At 70.0% G+C, this 13,590-nt stretch carries 15 protein-coding genes; 4 read left to right on the top strand and 11 right to left on the bottom strand.

Annotation, left to right across the window (positions count from 1 at the left end; translation table 11 throughout):
* Positions 1 to 59: 59 nt before the first annotated feature.
* Both atpB and H4F98_RS13260 read right to left on the bottom strand, forming a co-directional pair.
* The gene (gene atpB, locus H4F98_RS13265) at positions 60 to 857 is read right to left on the bottom strand and encodes a F0F1 ATP synthase subunit A (RefSeq protein ID WP_182688309.1); all 798 of its coding nucleotides are present in this window, start codon (positions 855 to 857) and stop codon (positions 60 to 62) included.
* A 33-nt stretch (positions 858 to 890) separates the two neighbouring features.
* On the bottom strand, positions 891 to 1,256 hold the full coding sequence (locus H4F98_RS13260) for a hypothetical protein (RefSeq protein ID WP_343064770.1): 366 nt from the start codon (positions 1,254 to 1,256) through the stop codon (positions 891 to 893).
* A 213-nt stretch (positions 1,257 to 1,469) separates the two neighbouring features.
* Between H4F98_RS13260 and H4F98_RS13255 the strand changes: the two genes are divergently transcribed.
* Entirely contained in the window at positions 1,470 to 1,676 is a 207-nt protein-coding gene (locus tag H4F98_RS13255) for a DUF2061 domain-containing protein (RefSeq protein WP_182688308.1), read from the top strand.
* 155 nt (positions 1,677 to 1,831) lie between these two features.
* Here the strand turns inward: H4F98_RS13255 and lpdA are convergent, their stop codons facing one another.
* Genes lpdA through aceF form a run of 4 tightly spaced genes read right to left on the bottom strand, consistent with a single transcriptional unit; the run spans position 1,832 to position 6,853 of the window.
* Complete coding sequence (gene lpdA, locus H4F98_RS13250) at positions 1,832 to 3,652, bottom strand: dihydrolipoyl dehydrogenase (protein WP_182688307.1); 1,821 nt, start codon at positions 3,650 to 3,652, stop codon at positions 1,832 to 1,834.
* Positions 3,653 to 3,679: 27 nt separating this feature from the next.
* The gene (locus H4F98_RS13245; protein ID WP_182688306.1) at positions 3,680 to 4,834 is read right to left on the bottom strand and encodes a mechanosensitive ion channel family protein; all 1,155 of its coding nucleotides are present in this window, start codon (positions 4,832 to 4,834) and stop codon (positions 3,680 to 3,682) included.
* Between the two features lie 4 nt (positions 4,835 to 4,838).
* Positions 4,839 to 5,489 (bottom strand): hypothetical protein, encoded by a 651-nt coding sequence (locus H4F98_RS13240; RefSeq protein ID WP_182688305.1) that lies wholly within the window; start codon positions 5,487 to 5,489, stop codon positions 4,839 to 4,841.
* Entirely contained in the window at positions 5,489 to 6,853 is a 1,365-nt protein-coding gene (gene aceF, locus H4F98_RS13235) for a dihydrolipoyllysine-residue acetyltransferase (protein WP_182688304.1), read from the bottom strand. The genes H4F98_RS13240 and aceF overlap by 1 nt, the downstream gene beginning before the upstream one ends.
* A 329-nt stretch (positions 6,854 to 7,182) precedes the next feature.
* Here aceF and H4F98_RS13230 point away from each other — a divergent pair, with 329 nt between their 5' ends.
* On the top strand, positions 7,183 to 7,830 hold the full coding sequence (locus tag H4F98_RS13230) for an OmpW/AlkL family protein (RefSeq protein WP_182688303.1): 648 nt from the start codon (positions 7,183 to 7,185) through the stop codon (positions 7,828 to 7,830).
* A gap of 68 nt (positions 7,831 to 7,898) precedes the next feature.
* Here H4F98_RS13230 and H4F98_RS13225 read toward each other — a convergent pair whose 3' ends face one another.
* Complete coding sequence (locus H4F98_RS13225; protein ID WP_246373198.1) at positions 7,899 to 8,792, bottom strand: DMT family transporter; 894 nt, start codon at positions 8,790 to 8,792, stop codon at positions 7,899 to 7,901.
* Positions 8,782 to 9,855, bottom strand: coding sequence for an NAD(P)-dependent alcohol dehydrogenase (locus H4F98_RS13220; RefSeq protein ID WP_182688302.1), 1,074 nt, complete (start codon positions 9,853 to 9,855; stop codon positions 8,782 to 8,784). The genes H4F98_RS13225 and H4F98_RS13220 overlap by 11 nt, the downstream gene beginning before the upstream one ends.
* Before the next feature lie 140 nt (positions 9,856 to 9,995).
* On the opposite strand from H4F98_RS13220, the gene H4F98_RS13215 reads away from it, so the two are divergent.
* Positions 9,996 to 10,478, top strand: coding sequence for a YajQ family cyclic di-GMP-binding protein (locus H4F98_RS13215; RefSeq protein WP_182688301.1), 483 nt, complete (start codon positions 9,996 to 9,998; stop codon positions 10,476 to 10,478).
* Between the two features lie 40 nt (positions 10,479 to 10,518).
* Positions 10,519 to 11,058 (top strand): DUF1415 family protein, encoded by a 540-nt coding sequence (locus tag H4F98_RS13210; protein WP_182688300.1) that lies wholly within the window; start codon positions 10,519 to 10,521, stop codon positions 11,056 to 11,058.
* A 13-nt stretch (positions 11,059 to 11,071) separates the two neighbouring features.
* Here the strand turns inward: H4F98_RS13210 and H4F98_RS13205 are convergent, their stop codons facing one another.
* The 3 genes from H4F98_RS13205 to H4F98_RS13195 are packed head-to-tail and all read right to left on the bottom strand — an operon-like array spanning position 11,072 to position 13,547.
* Positions 11,072 to 11,758 carry an HAD family hydrolase gene (locus H4F98_RS13205; protein WP_281368150.1) on the bottom strand — a complete coding sequence of 229 codons (687 nt, stop codon included), beginning with the start codon at positions 11,756 to 11,758 and terminating at the stop codon, positions 11,072 to 11,074.
* A 20-nt stretch (positions 11,759 to 11,778) separates the two neighbouring features.
* Positions 11,779 to 12,486 carry a pseudouridine synthase gene (locus tag H4F98_RS13200; RefSeq protein WP_182688299.1) on the bottom strand — a complete coding sequence of 236 codons (708 nt, stop codon included), beginning with the start codon at positions 12,484 to 12,486 and terminating at the stop codon, positions 11,779 to 11,781.
* Positions 12,483 to 13,547 carry a class I SAM-dependent methyltransferase gene (locus tag H4F98_RS13195; protein WP_182688298.1) on the bottom strand — a complete coding sequence of 355 codons (1,065 nt, stop codon included), beginning with the start codon at positions 13,545 to 13,547 and terminating at the stop codon, positions 12,483 to 12,485. Before H4F98_RS13195 ends, H4F98_RS13200 begins: the two co-directional genes overlap by 4 nt.
* Between the last annotated feature and the right edge of the window lie 43 nt (positions 13,548 to 13,590).

The raw sequence follows: 13,590 nt of genomic DNA, 5'->3' as shown, positions 1-13,590 counted from the left end.
TAGGTTGGGTATTGCAAAGGGTGGAAGGGAAAAGCGGTATTTCGAATGGGGTACTGCGATCAGTGAGCGTCTTCCGACAGGCTCAGGTACACGATGGACAGCATCATGAAGATGAAGGCCTGCAGCGGGATCACCAGCAGGTGGAACAGCATCCAGCCGAAGCCGAACGCGCCGCCCGCGAGCGCGCCGAGGATGCCGGCGCCGCCGAGCACCCAGATCAGCAGGAACACGATCTCGCCGCCGAACATGTTGCCGAACAGTCGCATCGCCAGCGAGATCGGCTTGCTCAGCCACTCGACGATGTTCAGGATCAGGTTGAACGGCATCATCCACTTGCCGAACGGGGCGGTCAGGAATTCCTTGGTGAAGCCGCCGAAGCCCTTGGCGCGGATCGCGAAGAACAGCATCAGGAAGAACACGCTGATGGACATGCCCAGGGTCGCGTTGACGTCCGCGGTGGGCACCGGCTTCCAGTAGTGCACGCCCATCAGTTCGAGGGGCTTGGCGATGAAGTCTGCCGGGATCATCTTCAGCAGGTTCATCATGAGGATCCAGAAGAACAGGGTGATCGCGATCGGCGTCACCAGCTTGCTCGGACCGTGGTACGTGTCGCGCGCCTGCTTGTCCACGAACTCCAGGCAGATCTCGACGAAGGCCTGCCACTTGCCCGGCACGCCAGGCGTCGCCTTGCGGGTGGCGGTCCAGAAGGCCACCACGATCAGCAGGCCCATCAGGATCGCCGACACCAGGGTGTCCACGTTGATGGTCCAGAAGCTGCCCTCTCCCACCGACGCCGTCAGGTTCTGGAGATGGTGTTGGATGTACCCGGTGGGAGTCAGTTCCGCCTCGCCCGCCATGTGTCCTGGATCCTGATATCTAGAAGTGATTGATCAACGCCGGGTCATGGCGTACATCTGCGTGGCGAGGCCCGTGACCATCCCCAGCAGCAGTGGAAGCGGCGGCAAGCGCCAGACCACCAGACCCAACAACAGCACCGCACACACCACCACCCACTTGACCGCCGCGCCGATGAACCATCGCAGCAGCACCGCGCCCGCGGGCTGGATGCCGCCGCCGACCATGAGCCGCGCCGCGACAAGCCCCCCCAGCCCGATCGCGAGGCCGCCGACCAGCGCCGACAGCGCGTGCGAAACCCCCTGCACAAGGAAGGCCAGCGCCAGCAGCAGTGCCGCTGCGGCTTGCCAGGCAAGCGTTTTACGCGCCAGGCGTTGACCTGCTTTCAGGGGATCGTACACGCGGGACTCGATCACGTTGGACAAAACCGCCCGGGTGAGCCGCAAAAGTATAGAGCGCGGAGGCTTTTACGGCAACCGCCACAAGTCGCCGCCACCGGCAGCGGGAGGCGCCCGCGATAGCCTGTTCCTATGCCCTGGATTCATTGATTCCATTGGATTTTAGCGGCCACGGACGCCACTATCAATAATCATTCTCATTAACAGGTGGGCGCAATGTCCAAGACATTCAGCTTCGCCGCGGTGCATTTCAGCGTGGCCTTCGCCGTCGGCTACCTGATGACCGGCAGCGTGCTGGTGGGCGGGACGCTGGCCCTGGTCGAGCCGGCCATCAACAGCATCGCCTACCACCTGCACGAGAAGGCATGGCGGCGCATCGAGGCGCGCCGCGCCGCAGCCGGCGGGACCCTGGTGGCCGGCTGAGCGCGCGCGGTGAACTTTCGCCGACACGGCGTGTCGAACCCCATGAGCACCCCGCCTTCCATTTCCTCGTCAAGGGCCCACTGGCGCGGTCGGCTCAAACAGCGAAGCCCCGGCATGCCGGGGCTTCGTTCCGTCCGCGGGCCCGTCCGGGCCGCCTACTTCCCGCGCTTGGGCAGGTACAGGTCGGTGATGGTGCCTTCGTAGACCTCCGCCGCCATCGCCACGCTCTCGCTGAGGGTCGGGTGCGGATGGACGGTGTGCCCGATGTCCGCGGCCTCGCAGCCCATCTCGATCGCGAGCGCAAGCTCGGCGATCAGGTCGCCCGCGTGCACGCCGACGATGCCGGCGCCGACGATGCGGTGGGTGGCTTCGTCGAAGACGAGCTTGGTGGAGCCTTCGGTGCGGCCGATGCCGATCGCGCGGCCACTGGCCGCCCACGGGAACTTGCCGACGCTGACCTTGAGGCCCTTCGCCCTGGCCTCGGTCTCGGTGACGCCGACCCAGGCGATCTCGGGATCGGTGTAGGCGACCGACGGGATCACCCGCGCCACCCACTCCTTCTTCTCGCCGGCGGCGACTTCAGCCGCCAGCTTGCCCTCGTGCGTCGCCTTGTGCGCGAGCATCGGCTGGCCGACGAGGTCGCCGATCGCGAAGATGTGCGGCACGTTGGTGCGCATCTGCCGGTCGACCGGGATGAAACCGCGTTCGGTCACCTGCACGCCGGCCTTGTCGGCGTCGAGCTTGCCGCCGTTGGGCGTACGGCCGACCGCCACCAGCACCCGGTCCCACGTCCCGGATGCGAGCGCCGGCTGCTGGCCCTCGTCGGCGCTCTCGAAGTGCACCGTGATGCCCTTCTTGCCCGCCTCGACCTTGGCGGCCTTCGTCTTCAAGTGGACCGCGACGCCCTGCTTCTTCAGGCGGTCGGCCAACGGCTTCACCAGGTCCTTGTCGGCGCCCGGCATCAACTGGTCCATGAACTCGACCACGGTCACTTCCGCGCCCAGCGCGCGGTAGACCGTCGCCATCTCCAGGCCGATGATGCCGCCACCCACGACCAGCAGCGACTTCGGCACCTCGGCCAGCTCCAACGCGTCGGTGGAGTCCATCACGCGCGGGTCGTCCCAGGGGAAGTTGGGCAGCTTCACCACCTGCGAGCCCGCGGCGATGATGCAGTGCTCGAAGCGCAGGACCTGCGTCTTGCCATCCTCTCCGGCGATCTCCAGTTCGTTCGGCGACAGGAAGCGGGCCACGCCCTGCACCACCCGCACCTTGCGCTGCCTGGCCATGCCGGCCAGGCCGCCGGTCAGGCGATCGACGACCTTGTCCTGCTTGAACGTGCGCAGCGTGTCGATGTCGATCTTCGGCTTGCCGAAGCTGATGCCGATCTCGGCCGAATGCGCGGCCTCCTCGATCAGGGCGGCGGCATGCAGCAAGGCCTTGGACGGGATGCAGCCGACATTGAGGCATACCCCGCCCAGCGACGGGTAACGCTCGACCAGCACCGTGTCCAGCCCCAGGTCGGCCGCGCGGAACGCCGCCGTGTAGCCGCCCGGGCCGGAGCCGATCACGACCATGCGGCATTCGATGTCGGCCTGGCGGCCGCTCGCGGACGCGGCCTTCGGCGCCTCGGCCGGAGCCGCGGCAGCCGCCGCGGGCTCCTTGCTGGCAGCGGATGAACCGGCATCCGCTGCGTCCGACTTCGCCGGACCCGTCTCGGTTGCGCCGGACGCGCCCTCGGCCGCTTCGAGGATCGCGATCACCGCGCCTTCCGACACCGTGTCGCCGAGCTTGACCTTGAGCGCCTTGACCACGCCGGCGGCGGGCGACGGCACTTCCATCGTCGCCTTGTCGGACTCCAGCGTGACCAGGCCCTGGTCGGCACTGACGCTGTCGCCGACCGCGACCAGCAGTTCGATCACCGGCACGCCGTCGTAGTCGCCGATGTCGGGGACCTTCACTTCGATTTGTGTTGCCATTGTGGAGCTCTCCAGTCAGGCGCGCGCTCAACGCTCGCGCGCGTCGTTGTCCGTGTTGTCTTCGCGCTCGGCGCCTTCGGCCAGTTCCGCCCCGCCCTGCTGCACGTCGAGGGTGGCATCGTTGGACGACAGTGCTTCGCGTTCGTCATGGGCGAGCGCGGGCGCCCGGGGCGCGTCGGCGCCGTCGTCGTCGGCCGCCTGCGCGTTGCGCCGGAACGCAGCCAGCGCCGCGTCGCCCTGCTGCCCGAAGATGCTGCGCAGGTGGAGGTCGCGCTGCGGAAACGGGATCTCGATGCCATGCTGCGCGAGCGCGGTCTCCAGCGCCCAGAGATAGGCGGCCTTGACCGTTGCCGGGCGCTTGGTCGCCTCGGCGGTCAGCCAGGTCACCAGCTCGAAGTTCAGGCTGCTGTCGCCGAACTCGACCAGCCACACCTGGGGCTTGCGCGGGCCGTCGAGGGCCAGGGTGAACGGCACCTCGGCGGCCGCCTCCAGGGCGGCTTTCTTGACCAGTTCCTTGTCGGTGCCGTAGGCCACGCCGAAGGGCACCCGGATGCGCCGGGAGACGTCGCGATAGGTCCAGTTGACGACCCGCCCGCTGACGAACTCGGAGTTCGGCACCAGTATGTCGATGTTGTCGTTGGTGACGATGCGGGTGGCGCGGATCTGGATGGCCTGCACCTCGCCGTGCACGCCCGACTCCAGCTCGACGAAGTCGCCGACCTTGAGCGAACGGTCGAACAGCAGGATCAGGCCGGAGATGAAGTTGTTGAAGATCGCCTGCAGGCCGAACCCCAGGCCCACGCCGATCGCGCCGGCGAAGACGGTGAACTTGGCCACCGGGATTCCGATGAACTCCAGCGCCAGCAGCAGGCCGACGGCGATGAAGGCGTAGTGCACGACCCGCGACAGGGTGTAGATCGACGCGCGGCTGGCGTTGGGCTGGCGTTCGCCGTAGCGATTGAGCGCGCGCCGCAGCAGGGCCGAGACCACGACCGCCACCAGGACCGCGACGACCGCGGCGAGGATGCCGCCCACGGTGATGCTGACGCCGGAGAACTGCAGCAGCGTATGGTCGAGGAAGGGCTGCAGGCCGTCCACGCCCTTGCGCGCGGCTTCGTCGGCTGCGTCGATGACGCTGTCGCCCGCCCGCTGGAGGCTTTCGCTGGCGCCTTCCGCGGCCATCGATTCAGTCGGCGCCCAGGCCGGCCAGCGACTGCACGTCCATTTCGCGCAGCAGTTCCTGCACCTGCGCCCATCGGCGCTCGCGCTTGGACTCGCTTTCGTCCACCGCCTCGATGAGCAGCTTCACCTGCTCGGCCAGCAGTTCGCCGGCATCGCAATCGGGGACCTCGCCGCCGACGCGGACGCCGTCGAGCACGACCAGCCACTGCTCTTCGTCGCTGTAGGGCGCACTGCGAGCCTCGGGCAGGGAGGTCATGAGCCGGTGCCAGCTGGCGACGATCCGCTCGGCCACCGCCGCCGGGATCGGGACTTCCTCGACATCCGGGAACTGGTCGACGCGCAATTCGCGCTTGACGCCGTCGCCGGTGCCGCTCCAGGCCATGACACGCTCGTCGGCCTCGGCGAAGCGCAGCCGCCAGCCGCCGGCGTCCTGGACCAGCATCAGCGCACTCTCGGTGCCGCGCGACGGCAGGCGGGTGATCATGAGCTGCGGGGCTTCCCCGCCCGCCAGCAGGCCTTCGACCGCCGAACCGTAGTTCTCGGTCGCGGGCGGCCAGCCGTGGCCGAAGGTCGCGCCGCAGGCGTCGGCCGCCGCGGCGGCGGGCGCGAACGCCAGGCCGGCGACCAGGGCCAGCCCCAACAGTCCAGCGCGCATCACAGCAGCCCCCGGCGCATGTCGCCCAGCAGGGTCGAAAGATAGGCGGCGAAACGGGCCGCGGAGGCCCCGTCGATGACGCGGTGGTCGTAGCTGAGCGACAGCGGCAGGACCAGGCGCGGCTGGAAGGCCTTGCCGTCCCAGACCGGCTTCATCGCCGAGCGCGACACCCCGAGGATGGCCACTTCCGGGGCGTTGACGATCGGGGTGAACGCGGTGCCCCCGATCCCGCCCAGCGAGCTGATCGAGAAGCAGCCGCCGCTCATGTCGGAGGGTCCCAGCTTGCCGTCGCGCGCCTTCCCGGCGAGCTCGCCCATCTCGAGCGCGATCTGGTTGACGCCCTTCTTGTCGCAGTCGCGGACCACCGGCACCACCAGGCCATTGGGCGTGTCGGCGGCGAAGCCGACGTGGTAATACTTCTTGAGCACCAGGTTCTCGCCGGTCGCGTCGAGCGAGGCGTTGAACTCGGGAAACTTCTGCAGGGCCGCGACCGAGGCCTTCATGAGGAACGCGAGCATCGTCAGCTTGATGCCGTTCCTGGCCTTCTCGTTCTCCTTGTTGAGGGCGACGCGCAAGGCCTCCAGGTCGGTGATGTCGGCATCTTCGTGCTGGGTGACGTGCGGGATCATCGCCCAGTTGCGCGCGAGGTTCGCGCCCGACAGCTTCTTGATCCGGGACAGCGGCCGGGTCTCGGTCTCGCCAAACTTGGCGAAATCCACCTTCGGCCATGGCAGCAGGTCGAGCCCGCCGCCACCGCCGGTGCGCGCGGCGGGCGTCGCGCCGGACATCACGCCCTTGACGAACTTCTGCACGTCCTCGCGGCTGATCCGGCCGCCGCGCTCGCTGCCGGCCACCTTCGACAGGTCGACGCCCAGTTCGCGTGCGAACAGGCGCACGGCGGGGCTGGCGTAGGGGACCTTGTCGGGCAACAGCTCGTCGGCGGTGAAGGCCACCGGCGGCGACTTCGGCTCGGACCCAGCAGATGTAGAGGCCGGCGCGGATGGCGTGGCCCTGGCAGGCGCCGGGGCGGACGCACTGCCGGCTTCCGGCGCGGGCGGGCTCGAGGCGGCCGGCGCCTCGGGAGCGGCCTTGGCCTCGACGGCCGGGGCGGCTTCCGATGCTTCGCTGGGCTCGATCAGCGCGACCACGCTGCCTTCGGCCAGTTCGTCGCCCAGCTTGACCTTGAGCTCGCGCACCACGCCAGCGAACGGCGCGGGCACCTCCATCGTCGCCTTGTCCGATTCCAGCGTCACCAGGCCCTGGTCCTGGCTGACGGTGTCGCCCACCGCCACCAGCAATTCAATCACCGGCACGCCGTCGTAGTCGCCAATGTCGGGGACGCGTGCTTCCTTCAACTCAGCCATGTTCGGGCTCGCCGTAACCGTATGGGGAATTGCCTATTGTGGCGGCAGAGCCCGGATGCGCCAACCGCGACGTAGGTATCAGCTGAAACCATCTGCCCCGGTATGGAGGCACGCGCCCGGCGCAGGGCGTTTCGCGTCGCGGCGGGCGGACCGTTCGCACACGCCCCTTCGACCTCCCTGAATCCCCGCTGGCGACGCCGGGCCGCGAGGTAAGGCCCGTTCATGTGACCGTCGATATGGTGCGCCTGCCTGGCACGGCACCTCCCCCGACGCGCCGGGTTCCTGCACCACCAGACAAGAGCCGACAGAGCTCTACAAAGGAGTTGACGATGCGATTCAAGACCCTTTCCCTCGCCCTTCTGGCCGGGCTCGCCCTTGCCCCCACCGCCTTCGCCCAGGATGCCTTCTCCACCGAGACCTCGACTGGCAAGCGCTTCGCCGTGGTCGGCGGCATCGCCCTGGCCGAACCCACCGAGAACACCTGGATCGGCGACAGCCAGCGCCTGGAAATGGATGGCAGCGACGCCGCCACCCTCAGCGCCAGCTGGTACGTCAACGACCACGTCGCCGTGGAAGCCTGGGGCGCGGCCAACCGCTTCGGCCATCGCGTCAACGGCGCGAACGGCAAGTTGGGCAGCGTGGATTCGCAGCCCTACGCGCTGAGCGGCCAGTACCACTTCCGCCCCGCCGACAGCCTGGTGCGTCCGTTCGTGGGCCTGGGCTACTACGAGCAGAACTTCAGCGACGAGTCGGTCGAGCCGAGCGGCGGCCTCGCCGGCCAGCGTCTCGGCGTGGAGACCGCCAAGGGCGCGATGGCGACCGCCGGCGTCGACGTGAAGCTGTCGCCGAGCTGGTTCGCGCGCGCCGACGTGCGCTACCTCAATGGCGACTCCGACCTCGAGCTCGACGGCCAGAAGGTCGCCGAGGCGAAGGTCAACCCGGTGATCCTGGGCGTGGGCATCGGCGCACGCTTCTGACCGCGCTGGACCGGACGTGCCGGCCCCTGCACGTCCCGACGCGCCCCGCTCCGGCGGGGCGTCGTCGTTCAGGGGTGTTCGGCCTCGGCATGCAGGCGTTCGCGCCGGAGCAGGTAGAGCCCGCTGGCCACGATGATCGCCGCGCCGACCCAGGTGATCGCGTCCGGCAGGACGCCCCACAGGCCCAGGTCCAGCAGCACGCCCCAGACCAGGGCGGTGTATTCGAGCGGCGCGATCGCCGAAGCCTCGCCGATGCGGAAGGCCTCGGTGATGGCGTACTGCCCCAGCGCACCGGCGATGCCGACGCCGGCGATCGTCCAGGCATGTTCGAGCCGGATCGGCCGCCAGTCCGGCCACGCCAGCAGGCCCGCGCCGAGCGCGATCATCACCAGCAGCCAGACCATGATCGACTGCACGCTGTCGGTACGCGTGAGCAGGCGCACGGTGATCGCGCTGAGCGCGTAGCCCAGCGCCGCCGCCAGCACCGCGAGCGCGGCCAGGCTCACCATGCCTTCGCCACGCGGGCGCAGCAGCACCAGCACGCCGAGCAGGCCGATCGCGATCGCCATCCAGCGCCGCGGACCGACGCGCTCGCCGAGCAGGGGCACCGACAGCGCGGTGATCGCCAGCGGCGCGACGAAGAAGATCGAGTAGGCCGTCGACAGGGGCAGGCTGCCCAGCGCGTAGACGAAGCTGGCCATCATCCCCACGCCGATGGCGCCGCGCAGCAGGTGCAGCGACCAGCGGTTGATGCGCAGCGAGGCGACGCCACCGGTGGCCAGCGCCCAGGCCAGGACGAAGGGCAGCGAGGCCGCGCCGCGCAGGCTGGCGACCTGGAACGGCGGGTAGGTCGCGGCCAGGCTTTTCAGGCCGGCGTCCATCAGCGAGAACGCCGCGACCGCCAACAGCATGGTCCAGGCCGCGCGCGTGTTCGAGGCGCCGGCGCGCGCGTCAGCCGTCATCGCGCAGGCTGGCCAGGTCGATGACGAAGCGGTAGCGCACGTCGCCGGCGAGCATGCGTTCGTAGGCGCTGTTGATGTCGGCGATGTCGATCAGCTCGATGTCCGCGGCCACGCCGTGCGCGGCGCAGAAATCCAGCATCTCCTGCGTCTCGCGGATGCCGCCGATGAGCGACCCGGCCAGGCGCCGGCGTTTCATGATCAGGGCGCCCGCGGCGACGGGCTGGGGGGCGTCGGGAATGCCGAGCAGGACCATGGTGCCGTCGACTTTCAACAGGCCCAGGTAGGCGTTGTAGTCGTGGGCGGCCGATACCGTGTCGATGACGAGGTCGAACTGTCCCGCCATCGCTTTGAACACCGTCCCGTCGCGCGTCGCGGCGAAGTCGTGCGCGCCCAGGCCCGCGGCATCGGCGCGCTTGGATTCCGACGTGCTCAGCACCGTGACCCGGGCGCCCATCGCCGCGGCCAGCTTGACCGCCATGTGGCCCAGCCCCCCGAGTCCGACCACGGCCACGCGGTCCCCGGCCTCGAGGCCGAAATGGCGCAGGGGCGAATAGGTCGTGATGCCGGCGCACAGCAGCGGCGCCGCCCGGTCGAGCGGCATGCCCGCGGGGATGCGCAGGACGTAGGCCTCGTCGACGGTGATCGACGTCGAATAGCCGCCGTGGGTCGGGCGCGAACGGTCGAAGCGATGCTCGGCGTCGCGCTCGTAGCTGTTGTAGGTGTCGCTGGGCCGGGCCTCGCAGAATTGCTCCTCGCCCGCGCGGCACTGGCCGCAACGACGGCAGGAGTCGACGAAGCAACCGACGCCGACGGCGTCGCCGACGCGATGGCGCTCCACCTCCGCGCCGATGCGCGCCACCCGCCCGACGATCTCGTGGCCCGGTACCATGGGGAAGATCGAGCGGCCCCACTCGTTGCGGGCCTGGTGGATGTCGGAGTGGCAGACGCCGCAGTAGAGGATGTCGATGACCACGTCGCGCGGGCCCGGTTCGCGGCGCTCGATGCCGTACGGCACGAGCGGGCTGGCGGCATCGAGGGCGGCGTACGCGGGGATCCGGGGCATGGCGACGGGCCGTCTGGGGGTGCTCCAGTCTATCCGCGGCGGGGGCCCCGGTGGCGCCCGCCGGGGCTGCCGCCCGATTGGGCCATGCCGCCGCCTGCGGTACCCTGTTGCGCCCAGCCACGCCGCCCGGAGCCACGCCCATGCCTTCCTTCGACGTCGTTTCCGAAGTCGACAGCCACGAACTGACCAACGCGGTGGACCAGGCCAACCGCGAGCTGGGCACGCGCTTCGATTTCAAGGGCGTGGACGCGAAGTTCGCGCTCGAGGACACGGTGATCACGCAGTCGGCGCCGAGCGACTTCCAGCTCAAGCAGATGACCGACATCCTCAATGCCCGCCTGATCGCCCGCGGCATCGATGCGCGCTGCCTGGAGTTCGGCGAGGTCGAGACCAACCTGGCCGGTGCGCGGCAGAAGATCACCGTCAAGCAGGGCATCGAGCGCGAACTGGCGAAGAAGATCCAGACCACGCTCAAGGGCTCCAAGATCAAGGTCGACTCGCAGATCAACGGCGACAAGCTGCGCGTGAACGGCAAGAAGCGCGACGACCTGCAGGCGGCGATCGCGCTGCTCAAGGGTGCCGAGTTCGAGCAGCCGCTGCAGTTCGACAACTTCCGTGACTGAGCCGGGCCAGCGCGGCGCGCGCGGCGGCTGAGGCGGGACCGTGAACTCCGACGATCCCATCGCCGCAACCCGCCACTGGCTGGAGAAGGCGGTCATCGGGCTCAACCTGTGTCCCTTCGCCAAGGCCGTGCACGCCAAGCGCCAGGTCCGCTACGTGCTCAGCGAGGCGACCACGCCCACGGCGCTGCTGGAACAGCTGGACGCGGAGCTGCGCCTGCTGCAGGCCAGCGATCCCGCCGCGATGGACACGACGCTGCTGGTGCATCCGCACGTGCTGGGCGACTTCTACGACTTCAACGACTTCCTCGGCCTGGCCGAGGCGAGGGTCGCCGAACTGGGCCTGGAGGGCGAACTGCAGGTCGCCAGCTTCCACCCCGACTACCGCTTCGCCGGCACCGCGCAGGACGAGATGGGCAACTACACCAACCGTTCGCCCCATCCCACCCTGCACCTGCTGCGCGAGGCCAGCATCGATCGCGCGGTGGCGGCCTATCCCGACCCGGACGTCATCGTCGCGCGCAATATCGCGACCCTGGAGGCACTGGGCCCGGAGGGCTGGCGAACGCTGATGGCGGACTGAGCCGCGCCGGGGTTCAGTCGGGCCGTGCCCAGGCCGCCTCGACGACCCGGCGCGCCTGCGCCAGGCCATCGGCGATGCGATGCCCCAGGCGCCGCGCTTCCGCGTCGGGCGCGACCATGTCCGGGACCTGGATCGGCGTCATGCCCGCCGCAAGCGCGGCCCGCACGCCCGGCACGGAATCCTCCAGCACGACGCAGCGCGCGGGGTCCACGCCCAGGATGGCTGCCGCCAGCAGGTAGATCTCCGGCGCGGGCTTGGCCTCGCGGACATCGGAGCCGGTGACCACGTGCTCGAAGTAGCGCCGCAGGTCGCAGCGGGCCAGTTTGCGCTCGGCGCGCTCGCGACGCGTCGAGGTCACCACCGCACGGGGGACAGCGACCACCTCGGCCCAGTCGAGCATCGCGCGCACGCCCGGCCGCAAGGGCAGGCCGGCCTCCACGCGCGCCTCGTAGAGCGCCAGGGTCCGCTCCTGCAGCGCGTCGACCTGCGCCTCGTCCAGGCGCGCATGCAGCATCTGCCGGCACACGGTCTCCGACAGGCCGATCATCGACAGCCACAGCGAAGGCTCCAGCGCCAGTCCGAGCTCCGCACTGGCCTGGCGGCTGCATTCGGCCAGGTGGCGTTCGCTCTCGATCAGGGTGCCGTCCATGTCGAACAGCAGGGCCTGCGGCCTGAAACCGATCGCCGGCAACGCCGGCAAGGCCGTGTCCACGCCCGCCGTCACGCCGCTTCGCCGAACAGGCGTTGCAGGTCGGCGGCCCCGAGCGCACGCCACTCGCCCGCGGCCAGGCCATCGACCGCCAGGCCACCGATGCGCACGCGGTGCAGGGCTTCGACGTGGTTGCCCACCGCGGCGAACATCCGCCGGACCTGGTGGTAGCGGCCCTCGGTCAGGCTGAGCCGGGCGCGACGTGGCGCAAGCACCTCCAGCCCGGCCGGGGCCAGCGGCGTCTTCTCCGACTCCAGCATGAGGCTGCCGCTGGCGAACAGCGCCGCCTCGTCGCCGCGCAGGGGCTCGGCCAGTTCCGCCTCGTACACCTTGGCGAGCTGCGAGCGGGGCGAGATGATCCGGTGCAGCAGGCCGCCGTCGTCGGTCATCAGCAGCAGGCCGCTGGTATCGCGGTCGAGCCGGCCCACCGTCGACAGCACCGGCGAGCGCAGGCGGAAGCGCGGCGGCAGCAGATCGTAGACGATGCGGCCGGGATCACGGGTGGAACAGGTGAACCCCACCGGCTTGTGCAGGGCGAGCACCAGGCCGGCCGGCGGGTCCAGAGGCTCGCCATCGACCCGCAGCTGCGCGTGCTCGACCTTGTCGTCGGCGTACAGCACCTCGCCATCGGGATCGGTGATCCGACCCTCGCGGAACATCGCCGCGACCTGCTTGCGACTGCCGTAGCCGAGGTTCGCGATGAGGCGGACCAGCCTCACCGCGGGCGCCCGCCGCCGCGCGCCCGGGTGCCCTCGATGACCTTGAAGCCGTCGCGCTGGGCGTGCACCCGGACCTCGCCGAAGGCCGCGTCGAGCACGTCTTCGTAAGGCAGGTGGCGATTGGCGACCATCCACAGGCGACCGCCGGGCTCCAATGCCTGCGCGGCCGCCTGGATGAAGCGGCGCCCGATGTCGGGGCGGTCGCCGCGTCCCTGTCCGTGGAAGGGCGGATTGCTGACCACGACGTCGTAGCGGCCGGGCAGGCCTTCGGTGACGTCGTGCCAATGGAAGCCGACCGGCACGCGCGCGTCCGCCAGGTTGCGGCGCGCCAGGGCCAGCGCGCGCGCCTCGGCCTCGAACACGTCGAGCGCGGTGATGCCGGCGCAGCGTCCGAGCAGGGCGTGCGAGAGGTAGCCGAAGCCGGCCCCCAGGTCCGCGGCGCGACCGCGCAGGTCCGCGGGCAGGTGCTCGACCAGCAGCGCCGAGGCGGTGTCGACGCGATCCCAGGCGAACACGCCGGGCCGGCTGTGGAAGCGGCCGTCCAGGACCGGCCGTATGGCATCGAGGTCCCGCCAGCGCGCGAGAAGGTCGGCGTCGACCCCGCCTTCGAGCGGTGCGCTCCAGAACACGCGGCACTTGTGCTTGCTCAGCGAGCTGACCTTGCCGACCAGCTGCTTGAGGTCGTCCTCGGCCGAGCGCGCGCCCTCGTTGTTGGGCACGCAGGCCAGCACGCGGCCGCCCGGCGCGGTGGCGGCGACGGCACGGGCCATCAGCGCACGCGACTCGGCGCGCTGGCGCGGCGGCAGCAGCATGACCAGGGGAAACCGCCGGTCGGCCGCCTCCCCTTCCTCGCGCAGGGCCAGTCCGGCGTGTTCCAGCGCCTTGGCCTCGGGGCGGAATCCCTGCTCGCAGACCAGCCCCGGGAGCGGCTGGCGGTGCAGCGGCCAGCCGTCGCGCGCGCGCAGGAACAGCGCGCCCCCCGTCGCCGGCCAGTCGAGCAGGCCATTGGCGAAGGGCAGCATCAGGGTGGTCAGGGCATCGTCTTGGCGGTCGCTGGGCATACGTCGGATCACGCGGGGGATACCGCGATTCTACGTGGGTCCG

This window comes from Marilutibacter spongiae, from assembly GCF_014145325.1.
Lineage (GTDB): Bacteria > Pseudomonadota > Gammaproteobacteria > Xanthomonadales > Xanthomonadaceae > Marilutibacter > Marilutibacter spongiae.
The sequence above is the reverse complement of the archived record's forward strand: the minus strand, read 5'-3'. Positions and strand labels throughout refer to the sequence as shown.